The sequence below is a fragment of the Vibrio palustris genome, assembly GCF_024346995.1.
GTDB classification, from domain to species: domain Bacteria; phylum Pseudomonadota; class Gammaproteobacteria; order Enterobacterales; family Vibrionaceae; genus Vibrio; species Vibrio palustris.
In genome coordinates this window covers 165307-185557 of the sequence record NZ_AP024888.1, presented here as the reverse complement: position 1 = coordinate 185557, position 20251 = coordinate 165307, and the positions used below count along the sequence as shown (strand labels likewise).

Below are 20251 nucleotides of genomic sequence, written 5' to 3'. Positions count from 1 at the left end.
TCCGAACATAACCATTACTTATTTTATATAACCAAAAGTTTGCATACAGGTCACTTTTACAACAAAAAGACGATCTGCGATAAAATAGAGATTGCGATACCCTCTATTTGCCCTACCTGCTACAATCTGGCTAATTTCTTTATGAACCGCCTTTATGGCAACAGGAAACATTGTGCAATCGACCACTTCTTTTAGCTCCGTCGCGCTTAAGCCTTCATTGCTTAGCACCCTAGATGATCTAGGATTCACTTCTATGACGCCCATTCAAGCGGCGGCTTTACCGACAATCATTGAAGGTAATGATGTGCTTGCTCAAGCAAAAACCGGCTCAGGTAAAACGGCCGCTTTTGGTTTGGGTTTATTAAATAAACTGGAAGTCAAACGCTTTCGAGTTCAATCGCTCGTGTTATGCCCAACGCGCGAACTGGCGGATCAAGTCGCCAAAGAATTGCGCCGCTTTGCCCGTAGTATTCACAACATTAAAATTCTTACGTTGTGTGGCGGTGTCTCTATTGGTCCGCAAATTGGGTCACTTGAGCATGGTGCACATATCATTGTAGGCACACCTGGCCGTGTCTTGGATCACTTGGAGAAAGGTCGCTTAAATCTCGATAACCTGACGACTTTTATCCTCGATGAAGCCGACCGCATGTTAGAAATGGGCTTTACCGAAGCATTAGATACCATTTCAAGCTACATGCCAGCGCAGCGTCAAAACTTATTATTCAGCGCGACGTTCCCAGAACCCATCGCTAAGATCGCGCGCAATATGATGAATAACCCCGTCACGATTCAAATTGAAGATAACGAAGATAAGCTTAATATTAAGCAGTCGTTCTATTCGGTGAAGAATTCCGCAGACAGAGAGCATGCAACAGAAACACTGCTCTTACACCATCAGCCAGAAAGCGCAGTTGTGTTCTGTAACACTAAGCGTGAAGCGCAAGAGTTAGCCGATTATTTGTCAGATATTGGTTTTGACGCCAAATCTCTGCATGGGGATCTGGATCAGCGTGAACGCGATCAAGCACTCGCTCTATTTGCGTTAAAATGTATTAACGTATTAGTCGCAACAGACGTTGCCGCACGTGGTCTCGATATAGATGCATTAGACTTAGTGATTAACTATCAATTAGCCCATGACCCAGAGACGCACGTGCACCGTGTTGGCCGAACAGGCCGTGCTGGCGCAGATGGCTTAGCCGTGAGTTTGGTTGGCCCCAAAGATGATATGAAATTGGCACTACTTGAAGATAAGTTTGGCCCTCAATCTATCGCGAAGTTACCCAGTAACGACGACGGCGTTCTGCCAGCAAAAGCGTCAATGACGTGTATCCGTATTGAAGGCGGTAAGAAACAGAAGCTGCGTCCGGGCGATATTCTTGGCGCACTCACAGCAGGTAAAGATTTATCTGGAAGTGATGTGGGTAAAATTCAGGTACACGATATCTGGGCACATGTTGCCGTGCAGCGCTCACAAGCCAAACTCGCTCTACGTAAATTGAACGAAGGCAAAATGAAAGGGAAATCGTTTAAAGCTCGCTTTATGTCGTAATTCTGATAAGGGCGACTGGCCTATTTTATCTCTACAAACACGCATCGGCCCCTACCATGATTGATGGTAGGGGCCGATGCGTACCTGACAAGGTCGTGTTAATTATTAACGGGGGCGTCGTTATTATCTACTGGCGCGTTATTATTTGCCGGTGCGTTATTATTAGGCGTGGTCGCTTCATCATCTGCGGTCGCCTCATGAATCGCTTGTTTAGTTTCATGGTAAGCTTTAGATGAGTCATCTTTCACCCCATTCCAAGTGTTAGAACATCCGGTGACAAAAAATGCCACGGCTAACGCTAAGATAGCTAATTTCATCGTTCACTCCTTTTATGGTGACATCAACCATTCAAACCATAAATTGAAGTCACTCGACTCAAAACAATACCGTGTAAAGTTTCTGTGAAATCATGCAGTTTATGACAAATTCCACCATTAAACATGAAGCATGTTACTCATCGATAAGCATAAAAAGACATAAAAAAAGACGCATCTCTGCGTCCTTTTTAGTGATTCTCTGGTTAAACGCCGCTTAATGTTTCGCTGCCGCTTGAGAAACCTCATCTTTATCTTTATAGATAAGATGCAAATCACGCTGTGGATATGGAATAGAGAGACCCGCATCTTCAATACGTCGTTTAACTTGGCGCTGAATACCCCAGTACGTTTCCCAGTATTTGTCACGTGGACACCAAGCACGTAGCTGCAGATTCACTGAACTATCCGCTAGCGTATGCACAATCACTTGTGGCTCAGGCTCTTTAATCAAATGTTCTTGCTCAGAGGCAAGGGTTCTTAATACCTGTAAACCATCATCTACCGAGTCATCATAAGAAATCCCTACGGTAATATCCATACGGCGCTTACCATTACGAGTATAGTTTTTAATGGTCGAATTCCAGATAGTTTGATTAGGACTCGCGATATAAATACCATCGGCCGTTTCAAACACAGAGTTAAACAAACCAATATCAACGACTGTCCCCATATGACTACCAAACTCGACAAATTCGCCTTTCTTAATCGGCTTCAAGAATAAAATCATGATCCCTGCAGCGATATTACTCAGCGTGTCTTTCAGCGCTAAACCAATCGCTAAACCCGCAGCACCAACCAGTGCAATTAAGCTGGCCGTATTGACACCAAACAAATCGAGAATAACGACCATACCGACAAGGTACACGGTATAGCCCGCTGTTTTGGCAAGCAAACGCGCAACGATTTCATCACCGCCACTGAGCTTTTTCACCCCTCTATCAACACCTTTTGAAATCATTTTCGAAACAAGAGATGCCACAATTAATACCAATATGGTTAATACCGCATTTTGAGCAATCTCAATGATCAGCCCCTGATGCGTGTTATACAGTTCGAGCAGCGCTTCCATTTCTATCCTCTTTATCGTTCAAGTCGATCCATCATCATTAGTCACTTAGCCTCGTGGATGAGCCGCACACCACAAATGATAAACAAGAAATGAAATTGTATTCCCTATTCATCGCCAAACATGTTCATGACTTTCCTTAGTATTTAGCAAAGTCTTTCAAAATTATAGCATAGTGCTGGATATAAGATATTTCCAAACTCTCAATCAGTTAGCTCATTTTTTCCTTTCAATAACCTATCTCGGTCACGAATAACTTCATCTTCTCAAGCGTATTTAACTGACACGCTATAGTGAAATTTTGTCACTCATTCCCTGCAAGCGCTCTGGCGATAAGAGTGGATGCGGCACTGCGCCCACTAACATCACAATATCCACAGAGGGTAATGGGGGCATATTGTCCATCACGACCAGATCCTCAGTGGCGCTGAGTTTGCCCATTGCCCCTATCGCTAACCCTTGCCGCACTATGGCACGTTGTGCAGAGGCGCTATTAGCACACATCATCAACTGGAAGGCTTGCCCGCGTTTTTGTAAACCATCAATGGCCGCAGCATGATAACGACAATCCGCTTGAAATAACGCCAAAGGTAACACCGTTTGTTTGAGGCACGGGCTATCTGCACTGCATATCCAAACACCTTCATCACTCGTTAACCAATACCCTTCTAGGCTATCCGGTGAGCGCGTGACTATCGCCGCATCCAATTCACCACGATCCAACTTTTGGCGCAGTAAAAAACTCGGTTCATTAAACACTTGGATAGACAGCTTGGGTTTCTCTTCTAATAACAAGCGGATAATTCGTGGTAATAATTTATCGTTGTAATCTTCAGGACACCCTAAACGCAGTGATTGTTTATCTTTATAAGTATTGAACCCGTTTAGGGTTTGGTCATGTAAGCTGACCAGCTGCTTGGCATCTTTCACCAGAGCCAAACCCGCTTCTGTCAGTAATAAGTTACGCCCTTGCTTTTGAAACAAAGCACATCCCAGCTCTTTTTCCAACTTGTGCATTTGCGCGCTAAACGCCGATTGTGTTCGAAACACCTGCTGAGCGGCTCGTGTATAACTGCCTGTTTCTACAAACGCCAAAAAACTGCGTAGCACATCAATATCCATACATTCATCCATCGCTGTTATTAATAGAAGCTATCAATACTATCCGTTATTCCCGAGTCGGTTTTTTGAGTCTACGCAACCGCCCTTCGGCAAACTAGCAAAAATAGGATGCAATCAGAAATTTATAAAAACAAAACTGGGTATATAGCGACACAGTGACGGCAGAATTGAATCCCAATCTCCAGCCCAACCTAGAGATTTAGCTTTGTCACATAAAGGCATAGCCTCGTGATAACGTGTTTGTTTTTCTAAGACAACAGCTAGCTGCGGAAAGCCTCTATGGTAAACGTCGAAAACGATAGCCTCTTTAACTCAATCACCACTTTTTACGGTATTATTTGGCCACAACAACGTTACAATACTCGCTAACGTAAACACCAACATAATCCAAGCCATCGGCCAAGGTGTTCCATCCTTAAAGTAGGCCAACAAAAGCGTTGATACAATGCCACTTCCGTATTGCAATGCTCCAATGGTTGCTGAAGCAGAGCCTGCTAAAGATGGGGCTGCATCTAACGCAGCTGTCGTGGTATTCGCAGCAATGATCCCATTCATTGAAAAGAATAAAAAGATTGATAGTACGACAGCAACAACGCCACCAATTTGTATCTTAACAACCAGTGCCAATATCACTGCTGCGAGTAAAGAGACAAAGACGGCTATTTTTAGTAATTGCTTTAATGAGTACCTTAAGACAAGGCGTCGATTGAGTATACTCATTGCCATAACCCCTAAAAGATTCAGCCCAAAGAGAAAACCAAAGTACTGTGGAGCTACTCCAAAATAGCTGATGTAAACGAATGGCGAACCAGTCATATAAGCGTATGCAGCAACATAGAAGAATGTCAGACATAGCGTATATTTCATGAAGATTCGATTCTTAACAAGCACTAGGTAGTGATTGAATGCGTTTGCAAAAGACAGCTTTACCCTCTTATCTTCATGTAGCGTTTCTGGTAATGCAAACAATGAGATGAACATGATCACGCCGAGAGCAGCTAACGTCACAAAAATGACTCGCCAACTACTAAAACGAATTATCTGCCCTCCAATTAAAGGGCCGACAATCGGCGCAACAGCCATAAAGAAAAACAGGGTTGAAAACATCTGCGCCGCCTTAACGCGGCTAAACGAGTCGCGGATCATCGCTCTTGCCAGCATTGGGCCTGTACAAGCACCAAAGGCTTGAACAATTCTCCAAAGCACTATCTGCTCCATATTTTTAGAGAGAGCGCATCCTGCCGAGCCTACAATAAACATCAACATGCCAATATAAAGTGGCAAACGACGCCCAAATGAATCACTAATAGGTCCCCATATCAATTGAGCTATAGAGAACCCTACCAGAAAAGCGGTGACGGTTAATTCAACATCCCCATGTAGTTCTTTTGCCATCAATGGCATAGCTGGTAAATATAAATCAATAGACAATGAGGCAAACGCCATCAGTGTGCATAGGATTGCTAGAAAAAGTGGCCTGGTTAATTTATCATTCATTACTTCTATTACCCTCAACTAAATCAATATAAATTCGTCTTCAGTCGTACGACTATGACGAGGATGGTGATTATGGGATGGGTGAGAATTGGCGCAAGTAAGTAGTTATATGTATATAAATTGTATAGGGTAGGTCGTCGTGCAAACCGAAAATCTGAAGCTGTTAGGTGATTTTTTACGCGTGAAGAGAGATCTCATTCAGCCTGAATCGATTGGACTATCCAAAGCTATTCGATCTAGAGCTAAAGGATTAAGAAGAGAGGATGTCGCATACAAAGCGGGTATAAGTACCGTTTGGTATAGCCAAATAGAACGAGGACAAGCATTAGGTATTTCTATGCAAGTTTTAACCGCAATATCAGAGACATTGCAATTATCGACTTCTGAGCATAGATATATTTGCAATTTAGTTCATTCAATACCGGACGCACTGCCTGTTGTCCAATCTGCCACAATAACCTCAAAGACTGAAAAACTCCTTTTTCAACTAAATCCATTACCCGCACTGGTACAAAATGAATATTTAGATCTTATTGCTTCTAATGCGGCATTTGATCTCATGGTTGGGTTTTCTTTAATGGAAATCGAACCTGAAAAGAGAAATTATTTATATTTAACAATAGCAAATACTGACTGGAAAAAATTTCTAAATATTAACAGCGAATCTCAGCTTGAAAGACAGATATATCGAATGGCTGGGTTTCTTAGAAATGCTCTGGCGGCTACCCCCAATGACGAAAAACTAAAACTGAAAGTTGAAGAATTTACCGCTTTATCACCAATATTTGCATTAGCTTGGCGGCACAATAGTGTGCGACAACTAGAAGAAATATCATACACTTACCATCATGCTACTATGGGGGATATCACCTTAGATAAACAAATATGGTCGAACATCGACGGACTATCGAATAGTCGGCTCAACATATATTATCCCTGTCACAGTGACGATGAACAGCGCCTTACAAAGCTATTTAACACCTAGATAGTGGGGTCATCCCCCTCAAAGCATGACTAAAATTGATTTCATTTCTGGAAAAAAAGCATCTTACGTTGAAAATCCCTCTTGCGGCGCTTGTTATAGAGATTTCGCAAGATTATTCAAATCATTACCTTCAAAGCGGTAATACTCTTTTTCTCTAATCAAGCTGGCTCCTATTGATTTGTAAAACTTTCCTGCTGTCGGGTTAGTACTCTCTGCTGTCCAATCTAGACGCTGACAGTTATGAGTAATAGCGATAGAAGCTAAGTGTTTCATCAATTGAAGTCCGATACCTTTACCACGAGCAGAGGAAGAGACAAACAGGTCTTTCATATACATCTGACCTGATAATTTTGGTGCTGGAAACATTACTGTGTAAGTTGCAAAACCTAAGATCTTATCGTGTTCAAAGGCTGCGATCACTTTTACGCCTGAGTGTTCAGAAAATACTTGATGACTAAGATAGTTGGCTAAGTCTTGTTCTGATGCAGCCCTATCACCGAAATAGTACTGCTCCAGTTCAACAAAAATCCCAATTAAATCAAGGCAATCATGTTTATCAACCCTTTTGATTTCTAATGACATTTACATCCCTATAACGTTTTACTAAACGGCAATAAAATAGTTGGCTAAAATAAGTGAGGCACGAACAAAAAGCCAACTGTAATTTGTCCGACTTGAAAACTCTTGTTAAATGGAATTTCTTAGATACGTAATTTCGTAGAGTTAGCTATCTTTTCTAAATGCTCATCGGAAAAATCGGATAAGCGCTTAAGCTTCATGTAAGATAATTCATATTTTTCATCTGTAAACTCTAGAGCAGGTGGAACTACAACAGTTTTCATATTTGCTTGATTCGCGGCAAGTATACCCGAAACACTATCTTCAAATGCAATGCATTTTGACGGTTCAACATTCAATTTTTTAGCCGTAGATAAATATACGGCTGGATCTGGTTTTCCTTTTATTTCATCTTCTGAAGAAGAAATAGCATGAAAGTAGTGAGAAATATTAAGTTTTTTTAAAACAATAGGAATTAGTTTTGAAGGAGCATTAGTTGACAAACCAATTTTAAAACTTTTCTTTTGAAAGAAGTCTAAAATTTTATGCACTCCTTCCAAAGCAACACCCTCATCAATAATTAACTCTGCTACACGATCAACAACTTCATTTTCGACTTGTTCTAAGCTTTTACCGAACCAAGGAAAATAACTATACCAAAACTCAGTCACTTCACGGGTCGTCATCCAAACAGTTTGAGATGAAAGTTCGTCAGTTACTTCTACGCCTACAGATGAAAAAACTTCCTTTTCGGCTTTTTTCCACATTGGCTCTGAATCGATCAACGTTCCATCCATGTCAAAAATTGCAGCTTGCATCATACTTATTCCATTTAACATTTTAATAGTGCGCATGCGAGTTTACACATTTATCCACGGCCTGTTATTTCTACTGCGGATATTCTTATTCATTGATACTAAAAGAATTTATGAATTCCTGCTAGCACAAACGCGCACAGTTGAGATATTTAAAATGGCTAAACGCGCATAAAAGCAGGTTTTTGAAAAATGAACTGTATATCCATATAAAAATAACGAGTTATCAGAAAGGGGAAAGAGGGTTTTGTAGCGTGTAACATAGCTAATGAGAGTTGCGTAATAGCCTAAAGTAACACGGTAATCCTCCCCTATTTTCAATAAATTCAAAAGCGGAATAAAACTAATAGATCAAAGTATTTGAATAGAAGCAAGAAAAATACATACCCCCTCCCTAACCCCCCATTTGGAAGGCATAAGGAGAGAGAACTTGAGATTTTTATTTACCTTAAAGGTGATAAAAAAGAGACTTGTTCTCCAGAAGAAACGACTTCGGCGTAACAAGGTTACGAGATGTCTGCACTAGTAACTCTCTTCTAGTAAACTAGTCAATATTATTGACTGAATCGCCTCAGGTTTCGTAGACACCTCCAGGCCTTATACTGGACTGCCCAGTGTTCTTCGGGCACTTTCAGCGTACATAAACGCTGAATTTCCGACTAGTCAATTTCCAGCCCCTGCATCCAGAGCTGGCTTAACTGCTTTGCAGAAATCCCCGAGGCTAATGAATTAGGCTGTAAATGCTCGCCAAAAATCCTTTGAGCCGCCTGACGTCCAACAGTTTGAGCTACTGAAGTCTTTGCTATTCGTTGTTGATAAAAATCGTTCAGAATACTCGCTATACCCATTCCATTTTTAGCGTCCAGAAGCTGGATAAGGTGCCATGCATCTTCCAGCGCCTGACTCGCTCCTTGCCCTGATGTTGGTAAAGATGCATGTGCAGCATCACCTATAATCACAACATTATTCTGATGCCAATACGGCAGAGGATCAAGATCATGAACAAAGATGCGATTAAGTGATGCTTTGTCATAAGACTTCAGAACATTTCTGACCGGCTCCGGCCAACGCATGAACCGTTGATTCATCTCTGCATACCAATCAGATACAGGACGCGTTTTATCAATCTTAGTGCTCCATGCCCCAGCCCAAAAGCAAAGCCCCTTTTTTATTGGAACAATACCAAAGCGCTCACCTTGACCCTGATAATCATGAATTACACTATCAATTATGTCGTCCTCCAGTTGACTTATACCAAGTATATTTATAAACCCCTGATACTGTGGATACACTTTATCTGCGAATAAAGTGTGGCGTACCGCTGAGTTCATTCGCCCATCAGCCCCTACCACCAAATCAAAGTCCTGCTGCAATGTATGAATATCTGGTGGGGTTATTGAGTGGTCAAAATGTATTTCCCCACCCAAATTATCTAATGCTTCAGACAGTAGGCTCATAAGATCACAACGTAGTACCGTTACGCTGGGAAAACCGCACAACAAATTGACTTCATCAATATCAAATTCACTTTTCTGAGCACCATGTCGATCGAATTGCCGCATCAAACGGGGGCTACCACCAAGACGCTTTATCTCTTGTTCCAATCCCATCTGCTGCAAGACAAAAATAGCATTTGGCCACAAGGTCACACCAGCACCGATGGATGAAACCTTGCTATCACGCTCATACAGGCGTACGTAACAACCTTTTCTTCTGGCGAGTATTGCCAACGCCATTCCGGCTACACCGGCACCGACAATGGCAACTCGATTTATTTTGTTCATCACCTCTACCTCAATAATAAAACTCGGTAGAGATTGTTACAAAGCCAATATTTTGGATAAACATGGTATTATTAGTTTTTTAATCCCATTTTTTGAGTTAATTAATGATTGAGAATATAGAACTTCAGTGGTTGCTTAGCTTTCAAACTGTTTACGAGAAACTAAGCTTTAAACTAGCGGCAGAGAAACTGCAAACACCAACGTCCAATGTGAGTCGGCATGTTGCACTATTGGAGAAGCAGCTCAGTTTGCGATTACTTGAACGAACGACACGTAAAATGAAGCCAACAACTGCTGGCTCTCAACTTTATCAGCGCATTACACCATTAATATTATCAATTGATGATGCTTTGGTAGACGCTTCTCGGCATGGGGACTCCATTGCTGGCCACCTCAAGGTCATCATGCCTGATCTCCCCTTCCTGGCCGAAATAGTCACAGACTTTTGCCTCCGAAACCCGCAAATACAACTAAGCTGTGATACCCAATTAAACCCGACTGAAGGCTTGCTTGAAGGATTTGATGTCGTTTTACAATTTGGCCGGGGGTCATTGGAAGATTCAGGCTGGATCGCCAGAGAACTGCTACGTTGGCCGAGTTGCGTGGTCGCTTCACCGCAACTTCTCGAGCGTCATCCATTGCCACGCTCGTTAGGTGAGCTGAGCAAATCCCCCTGTATTACAAGTCTGTCTGTACTACAAGGCATGCCTTGGCGATTTAAAGAAGAGCAAACCATTCAGGTGCAATCCAGCTACAAGGTTAACAGCGGTCACATGGCCAAAGCCGCAGCCATAAAAGGACTTGGTTTTGCTATTTTACCCACCCATGCATGTCAGGCAGAGATAGACAGCGGCTCTCTTACTATGATTGATCTTGACAGCAAACCGGAAGACCTTGTTTTATACGCACTGTACTCGGGCAGAAGATACCCATTAGCAAAAGTAAAAGCATTTTTAGAGCAGTTGAGATCGGATCTCACTAATCTCAGTTCAGATTAAAATTAGATCTCGTGACCGCCCCCCAAAGTACTAATGGCACTTTTCCTAGCCCAGCGCCTCATGGTCAGGGGCGTCCGGTGGAGGCAGCAGGCCGAAACGAACTTAATTGACGGGGCAGGCAACGACTTGATGGCCTCAGGCGTGACTACCTCGAAATAGAAAATGTCCGCCCCATGGCTTTCAGACGGCCCGATTTCCGCCTCAATTAAGACATGGCAATTTTCAGGATAGTCCGGAGACAAACCGTAACCCAAATCCGGGCTCATGATACTTTGAGCCGACCGTACATAGGTTATTCCTTGCTAACACCCCAAGAAGGGGCAGTAATACGTGGGCTAAAATACCGAACGAAGTGACGGGAGCCCACGCATTATTGTCCCGCTTACTTAGTTTGTTATAAGCACCTACCAGTGGTCAAAAAGTGAACCCAATCATAACGTTCCTGTTTTTTTGCGGCCCTTGCAGCGCTTTCAACATCATACATTACCTTATGAAAAACTATGTCCCACTTTCCATCTGGTTTACCTTGCAATATTACATATGATGCGGCTGAGGAATAGCTCTGCATTGAGTGAACATTCGGTTCGTCATCTGTGTATGCTTGTAACCCAACACTTCCAGGATTGATGACTATTTGCCCTGTCGTTAGCTCGACACATCTTGCGGTATGAGTATGACCGCAGACTACAATAGGGGAAGATACACCATTTAAGAGTTCGATTATTTCACTATCTGCGCGAACTACTGGAGAACCTGTATTTATATTTTCCAATAAATATACAAGGTCATCATTTGGTGTACCATGACAAGCATAAATATCTTCATTGATCTGCAAATCAAATGGTAATTGTCTCATCCAATCTAATGGCTGTGGTCCCAAATCACTCAAGATGAATTGCATAGTCGGATTAGATTCTATTTCAGCTTTAGTTGCCTCGTAAATCTGACGGTCTTGATTTCCAGATATAGTAATTGCATTCAACGACTGCAAGTAATCGTATGTCTGTCGTGGAGCAATCGGACCGTATAATATGTCCCCTAAGTTGACGAAAGCCGTGACGCCATTAGATTTAGCATGCTCTACGACAGCCTCAAGCGCATAAACATTACTATGAATATCTGACAATATCGCGAATTTTTCCACTACACTCTCCCTGTGTTTATAACGCCCAAAGGAGATCCCGCCCCGCAGGGACTTCACTGCCTTTGTTTGTTAGGCGATGTTTCACAGATTTCTGAATACAGTTGTCCATGCCCACGCTCCTTTAGATCAGTTTCAATTTTCGAGATAGCAGAGTTGTACTCGTCAGGTTCATCAATATATGCCAACATATCGAGTATCCATAACACCTCTCGTTTAAATGCCGCTATTCCATCTTTATAGATCGATTCACTAAGATCACCTTCTTTCTCTGCTGCGAACTCCATCATATGATCAAAGGTTTCAAGTGAGCGTTTATACTGCTTTAAACCATTACCCAAATATTCACGGCATAAATCCCACTTTCTATTAGAGGCGCAATATTCATATACAAATCTAAATACCTTATGAGAAAGATCAATATTCGTTTCTCGCACTACCAAGAACTGATCGAATGTATCTTCGTCGCAGTTCAAAACTTTACATATACAGGAGTACTCGTGGAAAGATTGACGACTTTGATTCTTCTCAAAATCTGACAACGTACTTTCTTTTAATTTTATAAGTTCAGTCAGCGCATCTGGATATTGCGTTCCTAGCTCTGCCCACTCGCCTAGACAATAGGAAAGACGAACCCCGTAGTATGATCGATCAATCTCGATTGCGTTATCATAGAACAATTTATAATTTTCAAGTGACTCGACGTAACGCTTTTCCTTAAATGCTTTTCTAGCATTGCCCAACATTTCGCCTGGGTCTTGATCCATGCTCGATACTCCTTGAGCGCCTAACATTTTAATAGTGCGCATGCGCGTTTATACATTTATCCACGGCCTGTTATTTCTACTGCGGATATTCTTATTCATTGATACTAAAAGAATTTATGAATTCCTGCTAGCACAAACGCGCACAGTTGAGATATTTAAACTAGCTAAACGAGCAAATTAACAAGACACTCATAATACTGACACACTTTCGATAACGTCCTATTAGGCAAACAAATAATCGTCGAGTCATTATGACTATTTGCTCTAACTAGATTAGGGACAGACATCAGGTAACGAAAATTATGCTCTACCTGATCACTCATAACGTCGATAAACCATTGTTATTTATAGAATTTAATCAAATTCAAAAGAAACGATAATTCAATACCCAAGTCGACAAGAATAAACCCACTCCATAGAAGCTGTGGACCAATATACTCAGTCCCCTCGCTTTCCATGGCGAAGGCGTTTTACTTGCTGCGATCCCAAAACCAAGGCAAGGTTGGATGATGCAGAAAGGAAAAATCAGCGTAACGATACCAGTTACAAGAGCTGGAAGTATAGACGGGCTGTTTAGCCATACTTCTCCCCATAGCAATACATGAATTAAAGCCAAAACGATACCTATCAAATAATGTAAGCCCCAGCCCAAAGGCTTTTCTCCTTTTATCGGTGGCGTGTTCACTATTGTATGATGAATCAACTGACCTCTTGGAATGAAGCTTATCCACCGTGCTACCAGCCCATAATCGAGAGGCTGAATTCTTAATACTCGTTTTTGAAAACAAGCCCATGAGTCCATAACTAGAGTCGCACCAATACCAATCAGAATTGTTTGTAGTCATTCCATTGTATCCATTCGATATTCCTCTTTATTTTATTTAAATGTTGATAGATTCTAGGCATCATACAACTTGAAGTTAACTTTAAGTCAATCAGGAATTTTATGGATATTGCGACCGTGTCCAGTAAGTCTGGATTCAATCCTTCAACACTGAGATATTATGAAAAACTCGGACTTATCCATTCTACAGGTAGAAAAGGACTGCGACGGCAATACGCACCAAACGTACTAAATAAGCTGAGTATTATCTCTCTAGGCCGTTTGGCTGGATTATCACTAAGTGAAATCTCAACGATGTTTAATGAAAACGATGAATTGGCTATTGACCGAGTTTTGCTTACTCAAAAAACTTTGGAGATTGATGCGCAAATTAAACGTCTCAAAGTGGTACGAGATAGCCTAAAACATGTAGCAACTTGCCCTCAAGCATCTCACTTAGAATGCCCATCATTCCAAAAAATGCTGAAATCAGTTAAAAGCTATCTGTCTTAGGAGCGGTATGGTGAATCAGTGTCGATTCATGGAGAACCAGACAGACAAAATGTATGTAAGTACTATGTGAGGATAGAGCAATAACGTGCTAACGATGCTCGGCTGGCACGTCTCTGGACAAAAGCGAGTTACGAACTTTGGAACACACTGGCTTTTCGAATTACTTCTAGCATTGGAACATTCGACCAACCTACATGCAGTTGGCCAAACTCTCTTATACACTACAGTTATGTACCGCCTCAAAACAAGGCACTTTCAATTTGGAACCATTGCTCCATAAAAGGGATAAAGTCCCTTTGAGGTATGAACTTCTGTGCTGCTGTATTATTTTTTAAAAATACTTCCTCCAAAGCCCACACATGGTGGTCGGCGTAAACAGCCCACGCCTTTGCTCCATCGTTAAGCTCTAATCGGGATAGAGGCTTGACAGACAGATAGCCTTTTAACAAAGCTAATGACCTATGAAGCTCCAAATCGAACATAAACATGCATGCTCTCGCCAACTCATAACCAGGAGGCATGTTTTGCACTAAATCCCAGTCGATCACGTCGCTTACTGTGCAATTAGAATCAAAAAAGACATTGAAATGATGAAAGTCGCCGTGGATTAATTGCCTGCTTGTTAACGGGGTATATGAGTGCGCAGCTTCTGAGCTAGCTAGATAATCACGCTGTTGCTTTACTCTTCGTAGCACCGAACTATTCGTATCAATCTCACTATTGGCTTCAATAGTGGCGACTATGTTTTGTAGTCTATCGACCCAAGCACTTTTACCCCAAGATAGCTCAATTGTTGGAAAGTCGTTTCCAACCAAATAAGCGAGTTGAACATGCAGGTCAGCAAGGGCTTTTCCCAGCTGAAAAGCATGAGACTCAGACAGAGCACTTTTTTCGATTAACGTTCCTTTTGCTTCAGGAAATAGAGCATAAAACTCATCACCTATTTTACAAAAGGAGTGGTGATCGCGCGTCAAAACAGGGGCAATTATAGTATTCAAATTTTTCGATAGCTTTCTCAGTAGCTCATGTTCTAACTTGATCTTAGCAACATTGCGAACACTATATTTTCTAAGATAATAAGTGTCTGAGGATTGGATACGAAAAACATGATTCGTCGCACCAGCTGATTGACGTTTTATACTAGCGCCAGAACCAATCTGACTCCAGTTTTCACTAACCTCACGAACAAAACAACTCATAATTCCAGTTACCTCTTAGGTACATAACGCCGTGTTAAGTGGTGAGCAACGCTACCACTGCACTCAAGACATTATGTCATAAACACTGATGCATACTTTGAATTGAAACCGCCGAGCGTTGGGGATCCGTCTTAAACGCTTGTTATCAAGCTAGTTGCACTATACGTTGATTATACCCTTAAGATACAAGATACCCTTTCCTGAAATCACGATAGACTCTCCTGATACTGCACATTTTAACAAACCACCTCTTTTTGAAGCTTGGTAAGCAATAAGGGTTTCTTTGCCTAATTGTTCTGCCCAATAAGGGGCTAAGCCAGAATGAATTGAACCTGTCACAGGGTCTTCTTCACCACCATTTGCAGGCCAGAAGTAACGAGAAACAAAGTCATACTCGGTTGATTCAGCAGTTACAACAACATCTAGTGGTGCTAGCTGCTTTAGCAATTTTGAATCGTAGGTAACATCTAAAACATCTTGAGCATTAGAGTAAATAGCAAAGTAGGCTTGTCTGTTTTTTAAAACATGTACAGGCTTCAAAGATAAACCATCTAATAATTGCTGAGGTAACGTTGAAACCGGCTCGGGCTTCTGGTTTGGAAATGTCATTTCAATTTCGTTTTGGGCATTCAAAATGACACTTAGATTACCCACTTCACGTGTGATAAATTCTATTTGGTCTTTAACACCAAATTCGTTAAATAGAACAAATGCTGATGCCAATGTCGCATGACCACAGAAATCAATTTCGGTTAATGGTGAAAACCAACGAATCTCATACTGCCTTTCACCGACATTCTTGATATAGGCTGTTTCCGATAAATTATTTTCGGCTGCAATATTCTGCATTAATTCATCTGACAGCCAATCTGAAACAGGAACTACCGCCGCTGAGTTCCCTTTAAACTGCTGATCTGTAAACGCATCAACTACGAAAATATCCATTTTCAATGTACGAACTCCTTTTGCTTTATAACGCACAATTAAGGCGTGAACCACGCGGCCACATAGCTCAATTTAAACACCGCAATCACATAACTAAACACAAACCGAAAATGCCAAGCGTGGTGAATCACTCTTAAATTGTTTGTATGGATAATAACAACTCAAACTAGGGTAAAGTGACACCCATACTAACAAGATACCCATACTAACAAGATACCCATAATATCACCACCACAAACCTGTACAAAAATACAGCACAATACTATAGTTTTTATACTTCGTTACCTAATAATTAGAGAGCGGCGTATGCCTAAATCAAGAAGCCAACAAATCAGCTTAGTCGATACGCCCTACTCTCACTGCGTGTCTCGCTGTGTGCGCCGCGCTTTCTTATGTGGTGATGATGCTGTTACAGGGCAAAACTATGAACACCGACGTGGCTGGGTTGAGAAACGATTACTGTTTTTAACTCAAGTTTTCGCTATCCAAGTGTTTGCCTATGCAGTGATGAGTAATCATACTCATGTGGTGCTTTTTAGTGATGAAAACACGGCCAAACATTGATCAGAACATTTATCGTGTAGGTGTCATATTTATTGTGCGGTTACGTATTGTTAGGATCAGAGCACCTTAGCTAACTCGATATCATTCAGAACAACATCATCGGCTTGCTCGTTATAACTTTCACCTGTAGGAGCAAATCCTTGCTTTCTATAGAAATTTAAAGCGCGTTCATTACTATCAAGCGTCCTTAGCATTACTTTCTGAGCATTCAAAGTGCGAAGCATACCCTCACATTTGTCATAGAGCAGTTGACCAATTCCAACCCCCATTTTATCTGGGTCAATGTAAATTGAGCTCAGATCATATACATCTGTGTCTTTAAAAGTGTTAGGCTGCCCAAAGCACAAGAAACCAGATAACCCTTCATCGCCTTCCGCTACTAGAACTACCGCCAAATCTCGCTTGATGATGTTTGACCATAGTTTCTGGCGCTTTTCAAATGTATAATTGTCGATAAAGCTCTTAGGCATCAATCCATTGTACGCATACGCCCATGAACTCACATGGATATGTGCGATTCCATCTACATCGTCTATTAACGCCTTTCTAACTCGAAACTTCATGATTTCCTTACCTCTTCACGTATATCATTAGTCTGCAATGACTGCACTGCATTGCTACGCCTTCATCCTGCCTGAGTATCGAAAATATCGAGTAACACAGTGAATTTCCCTAACAAATTCTAGAACAACTTGCTAATTCAAACGCCACATCGAAATGAATAGTACGATGACAGCGAAAACATTGCTCATTTATAAAATATGGGTGTCTTATTTATTAACAACAACTTCCTAAGGCACTTCACTCAACCATTAATCCCATTATGACTGCCTTCAAAAAGCAGATCGAAAAAATCGAAATGCTCATCATGACGCTCATCGAAAAAACACCGGATTATCAGAGCAAAAATATCATTTTACAAAGCGTTCCTGGCATTGGAAAAGTGAGCGCTTCCGCCATCATTAGCAATGTTCCTGAGCTCGGTTATATCAACAATAAACAAGCCGCTTCTCTAATCGGTGTTGCTCCCATGAATAGAGAAAGTGGCCGCTATGCACTCTAACCCCGTTTTTAAATCCACCTATCAGCGATTACTTCAGGCAGGAAAACCCAAAAAAGTCGCCATCATCGCCTGCGTTAGAAAGATGGTTGTGATCCTGAATTCAATGCTAAGAGACGGTAGTATGTGGGATCCAAATATGGCGAAAAATTAGCTATTGACGCCATACTCGTTTGTTATAAAGAGGACTCTACGTTAAACGCCTTTTCTAGCCACACTGAGCTTATGTACTGCCCATGTTTCTTCGCATATTCATTGAAAACTCCGACTTCTCTGAAACCAAACCGTTTATGTAATGCAACTGATGCGTCGTTTGGTAATGCAACACCCGACAATACACGATGGACACCATAGGCACGAATTGATGAGAACAACTGAGTATATAGTTTAGAACCTAAACCTTTCCCCTTTGCTTCTTGTGCCAGATAAACGGTCACTTCTACGGTGTCGTCAAAAGCTGAAATTGCTCTGTACTGTTGGGAACATGCAAAACCTATCAACACGCCGTTTTCTGTGGCTACATATAGTTGATATTTGGTAGTGCTAGAAAACTGAGAAAACCATTTCTGACGATTTTCCAGAGTAAATGGAACTTCCTCAAAACGTGAATTGGTGTGTTCAATATAAAAATTAAAGATGTCGGTGATACCAGCAACATCTTCAAGTTTACCTGTTCGAATTTCCACGAAATTTCCTTTTTCTTCGAGCTTTATAACGCCTTGTTAAGGTGTGAGGCACGCAATACCGAAGCCGCCGCATAACACCTTAACCACTAAAACTAACGCATAGTAAAAATGCCATGCGTGCCGAATCACTCTTGAACAATTTGTTAGGTGTTTTTCAACGCGATCAGTACCTTGAGCGCAAATTCGTCCCAACCTGGCGCAGTAAAAGCAATACTCCTTGCCTGTTTAATCACGTGAATAGCTTCTTTAGGGGACAGTTTTTTTTTGCTCATTAAATATGCAGCCAAAGCTAGACCAGTGCGATCTTTACCTGATTTGCAGTGAATAACAACCACACCATTGCGCTCGTGGTTCTCAATGAAATCGACTATTTGTGGGAGAGTGTTTAAGCAAAGATCTAGATCACCATCAAGAGGTGGGGCATTACTCGAAAGCGGAACGTTTTTATAGGTAATACCCAATGAGTCGAGAAGAGAAACATGCACCATTTCACCGTCATTCACAGATAGAATGGCAACTACGTTGTTATTGTATAGTTCATTGAGATCCCACATACAATTGTCGGGACCACACCTACCAGCCACTGATTGTTCGATAAAAAATACCTGCTGCAAAATTGTTCTCCATTATACACCTAACGCCTCGTTAAGCGGATAAAAATCGTTGGCTATAATCGTGAAGCGATAGCCAACTGTTTTTATTCCGTTTAAACGACTTGTTATACGCTTCCTTCCGATTCTACGACTAATATTCGAGCTTCACCACGCGGATGCGCAACATGCTCAGTTCCAATAGACGCATAAAATATATCACCTGTTCTTAAAACAGATGATTGCTCAATTCCATTTTCTTTAAACAACATTTCAACAACGCCATCTAAAACAACAAATACTTCTTCGCCGTCATTTACATGCCACTTATAAGGTTGATCCGTCCAATGCAAGCGCGTCGTAATACCGTTCATATTTGCGATGTCTTTTGCACCCCAAGCGCGTTCAGATTTGAATTCTTTACTTCTAATTATTTCCACGATACTTCCAAATTATGAATAGCGTATAACGCCAAGCTCACCTGCAAAAATTTTGCGGAGACCATTTTTGTGTAAAATGGAGTTACGCGACATACACAAAAATGAGCGTAGCAATATTTGTCAGGTGCAGCTTCTTGTTATGTTTACATTACTCTACAGCCTTCTTTATATATTTTGATACTTTAGAGTTAGAAACCGCTGCATCACCATAAATTTTAGGTGATGGAAAATACTCAGCATTCAATTGTATTTCCGACGCTACAGCCTCATCAAAATAATCAGCAACAAATGCTAAAGTCATATCCATACCTGCAGAAACACCTGCAGATGACCAGATATTACCGTCTTTAATATAACGCTCCTCGATAACCTCAACGGAGGTATCTTGTTTTAGTTCATCAAGAAACGCCCAATGTGTTGTCGCTTTTTTGTTAGTAAAGAGTCCAGCTCTTTGCATTAAGTACATGCCAGTGCAAATAGATAAAATACTGTGAGATTGACTACTAGTCTCTTGTAAATATTGAATTACATCAGAATCTTCCATCGCCAACCTCGCGCCACTCCCCCCAGGAACAATTAAAACATCAGGAAAAATATTTTCAGTAAAATGTATATCAGCATTAAACCTCATTCCATGCTCACCCGAAGGGTTCATAGAATTTAACGAAATAAGTTTAGGAGGTTCACAAAGTTTCATTTCAGCTAAAAGCCCAATAAGTTCCCATGAGCCAACTAAATCTAATTCTTCAACTTTGTCAAAAATAGCAAAATATATTTTCAAAACTACCCCTTATCTGACTGTAAACATAACATTTAATAGTGCTGT

Annotated in this window: 23 protein-coding genes and 1 pseudogene; 6 read left to right on the top strand and 18 right to left on the bottom strand. The window is 41.3% G+C overall.

What is annotated here, in order from left to right:
- The first annotated feature begins 154 nt into the window (after positions 1-154).
- Positions 155-1555, top strand: a complete 1401-nt coding sequence (gene dbpA / locus OCU30_RS13240) for an ATP-dependent RNA helicase DbpA (protein WP_077314578.1) — start codon at positions 155-157, stop codon at positions 1553-1555.
- Positions 1556-1653: 98 nt separating this feature from the next.
- Here the strand turns inward: dbpA and OCU30_RS13235 are convergent, their stop codons facing one another.
- From OCU30_RS13235 to OCU30_RS13220, 4 genes are all read right to left on the bottom strand, one after another.
- Positions 1654-1872 carry a hypothetical protein gene (locus tag OCU30_RS13235; protein ID WP_205408833.1) on the bottom strand — a complete coding sequence of 73 codons (219 nt, stop codon included), beginning with the start codon at positions 1870-1872 and terminating at the stop codon, positions 1654-1656.
- 214 nt (positions 1873-2086) lie between these two features.
- Positions 2087-2941: a mechanosensitive ion channel family protein gene (locus tag OCU30_RS13230; protein ID WP_077314579.1), complete on the bottom strand. Its 855-nt coding sequence runs from the start codon at positions 2939-2941 to the stop codon at positions 2087-2089.
- Between the two features lie 285 nt (positions 2942-3226).
- Positions 3227-4060, bottom strand: a complete 834-nt coding sequence (locus OCU30_RS13225; protein WP_077314580.1) for a LysR substrate-binding domain-containing protein — start codon at positions 4058-4060, stop codon at positions 3227-3229.
- A gap of 312 nt (positions 4061-4372) precedes the next feature.
- Positions 4373-5557, bottom strand: coding sequence for a multidrug effflux MFS transporter (locus OCU30_RS13220; RefSeq protein WP_077314581.1), 1185 nt, complete (start codon positions 5555-5557; stop codon positions 4373-4375).
- A gap of 139 nt (positions 5558-5696) precedes the next feature.
- Here OCU30_RS13220 and OCU30_RS13215 point away from each other — a divergent pair, with 139 nt between their 5' ends.
- Entirely contained in the window at positions 5697-6542 is an 846-nt protein-coding gene (locus OCU30_RS13215; RefSeq protein ID WP_077314582.1) for a helix-turn-helix domain-containing protein, read from the top strand.
- A 93-nt stretch (positions 6543-6635) separates the two neighbouring features.
- On the opposite strand, the gene OCU30_RS13210 is transcribed toward OCU30_RS13215, so the two are convergent.
- The 3 genes from OCU30_RS13210 to OCU30_RS13200 all read right to left on the bottom strand — a co-directional run bounded on the left by OCU30_RS13210 (position 6636) and on the right by OCU30_RS13200 (position 9699).
- A complete protein-coding gene (locus tag OCU30_RS13210; RefSeq protein ID WP_077314583.1) occupies positions 6636-7124 on the bottom strand; it encodes a GNAT family N-acetyltransferase in 489 nt (162 codons plus the stop codon).
- A 119-nt stretch (positions 7125-7243) separates the two neighbouring features.
- Positions 7244-7921, bottom strand: a complete 678-nt coding sequence (gene hxpB / locus OCU30_RS13205; protein ID WP_077314584.1) for a hexitol phosphatase HxpB — start codon at positions 7919-7921, stop codon at positions 7244-7246.
- A gap of 653 nt (positions 7922-8574) precedes the next feature.
- On the bottom strand, positions 8575-9699 hold the full coding sequence (locus OCU30_RS13200) for an FAD-dependent oxidoreductase (protein ID WP_077314585.1): 1125 nt from the start codon (positions 9697-9699) through the stop codon (positions 8575-8577).
- Positions 9700-9803: 104 nt separating this feature from the next.
- Here OCU30_RS13200 and OCU30_RS13195 point away from each other — a divergent pair, with 104 nt between their 5' ends.
- A complete protein-coding gene (locus tag OCU30_RS13195) occupies positions 9804-10697 on the top strand; it encodes a LysR family transcriptional regulator (protein ID WP_077314586.1) in 894 nt (297 codons plus the stop codon).
- Positions 10698-10699: 2 nt separating this feature from the next.
- On the opposite strand, the gene OCU30_RS17365 is transcribed toward OCU30_RS13195, so the two are convergent.
- From OCU30_RS17365 to OCU30_RS13180, 4 genes are all read right to left on the bottom strand, one after another.
- Positions 10700-10963: an Imm8 family immunity protein gene (locus OCU30_RS17365; protein WP_077314587.1), complete on the bottom strand. Its 264-nt coding sequence runs from the start codon at positions 10961-10963 to the stop codon at positions 10700-10702.
- Positions 10964-11091: 128 nt separating this feature from the next.
- Positions 11092-11841, bottom strand: coding sequence for a metallophosphoesterase family protein (locus tag OCU30_RS13190; protein WP_077314588.1), 750 nt, complete (start codon positions 11839-11841; stop codon positions 11092-11094).
- Between the two features lie 53 nt (positions 11842-11894).
- Positions 11895-12605 carry a hypothetical protein gene (locus OCU30_RS13185; RefSeq protein ID WP_077314589.1) on the bottom strand — a complete coding sequence of 237 codons (711 nt, stop codon included), beginning with the start codon at positions 12603-12605 and terminating at the stop codon, positions 11895-11897.
- Positions 12606-12969: 364 nt separating this feature from the next.
- Positions 12970-13407: a DUF2938 domain-containing protein gene (locus tag OCU30_RS13180; RefSeq protein ID WP_095532908.1), complete on the bottom strand. Its 438-nt coding sequence runs from the start codon at positions 13405-13407 to the stop codon at positions 12970-12972.
- Positions 13408-13551: 144 nt separating this feature from the next.
- Here OCU30_RS13180 and OCU30_RS13175 point away from each other — a divergent pair, with 144 nt between their 5' ends.
- On the top strand, positions 13552-13941 hold the full coding sequence (locus OCU30_RS13175) for a helix-turn-helix domain-containing protein (RefSeq protein ID WP_077314590.1): 390 nt from the start codon (positions 13552-13554) through the stop codon (positions 13939-13941).
- A 239-nt stretch (positions 13942-14180) separates the two neighbouring features.
- Here OCU30_RS13175 and OCU30_RS13170 read toward each other — a convergent pair whose 3' ends face one another.
- Positions 14181-15140 (bottom strand): phosphotransferase, encoded by a 960-nt coding sequence (locus OCU30_RS13170; protein ID WP_077314591.1) that lies wholly within the window; start codon positions 15138-15140, stop codon positions 14181-14183.
- 159 nt (positions 15141-15299) lie between these two features.
- Positions 15300-16091 carry a PhzF family phenazine biosynthesis protein gene (locus tag OCU30_RS13165; RefSeq protein WP_205408805.1) on the bottom strand — a complete coding sequence of 264 codons (792 nt, stop codon included), beginning with the start codon at positions 16089-16091 and terminating at the stop codon, positions 15300-15302.
- Between the two features lie 300 nt (positions 16092-16391).
- Here OCU30_RS13165 and OCU30_RS13160 point away from each other — a divergent pair, with 300 nt between their 5' ends.
- The gene (locus OCU30_RS13160; protein ID WP_205408806.1) at positions 16392-16649 is read left to right on the top strand and encodes a hypothetical protein; all 258 of its coding nucleotides are present in this window, start codon (positions 16392-16394) and stop codon (positions 16647-16649) included.
- A 56-nt stretch (positions 16650-16705) separates the two neighbouring features.
- On the opposite strand, the gene OCU30_RS13155 is transcribed toward OCU30_RS13160, so the two are convergent.
- The gene (locus tag OCU30_RS13155; RefSeq protein WP_235861865.1) at positions 16706-17212 is read right to left on the bottom strand and encodes a GNAT family N-acetyltransferase; all 507 of its coding nucleotides are present in this window, start codon (positions 17210-17212) and stop codon (positions 16706-16708) included.
- Between the two features lie 218 nt (positions 17213-17430).
- Here OCU30_RS13155 and OCU30_RS13150 point away from each other — a divergent pair.
- A pseudogene (locus OCU30_RS13150) lies at positions 17431-17863 on the top strand (transposase); the annotation flags it as partial.
- A gap of 22 nt (positions 17864-17885) precedes the next feature.
- On the opposite strand, the gene OCU30_RS13145 reads toward OCU30_RS13150, so the two are convergent.
- The 4 genes from OCU30_RS13145 to OCU30_RS13125 form a co-directional block, all read right to left on the bottom strand.
- Positions 17886-18395 (bottom strand): GNAT family N-acetyltransferase, encoded by a 510-nt coding sequence (locus tag OCU30_RS13145; protein ID WP_077314593.1) that lies wholly within the window; start codon positions 18393-18395, stop codon positions 17886-17888.
- A 143-nt stretch (positions 18396-18538) separates the two neighbouring features.
- Positions 18539-19009 carry a protein-tyrosine phosphatase family protein gene (locus OCU30_RS13135; protein ID WP_077314594.1) on the bottom strand — a complete coding sequence of 157 codons (471 nt, stop codon included), beginning with the start codon at positions 19007-19009 and terminating at the stop codon, positions 18539-18541.
- Between the two features lie 104 nt (positions 19010-19113).
- Positions 19114-19425, bottom strand: a complete 312-nt coding sequence (locus OCU30_RS13130) for a cupin domain-containing protein (protein ID WP_054456199.1) — start codon at positions 19423-19425, stop codon at positions 19114-19116.
- A gap of 148 nt (positions 19426-19573) precedes the next feature.
- The gene (locus OCU30_RS13125; RefSeq protein WP_077314595.1) at positions 19574-20206 is read right to left on the bottom strand and encodes a DJ-1/PfpI family protein; all 633 of its coding nucleotides are present in this window, start codon (positions 20204-20206) and stop codon (positions 19574-19576) included.
- Positions 20207-20251: the final 45 nt, after the last annotated feature.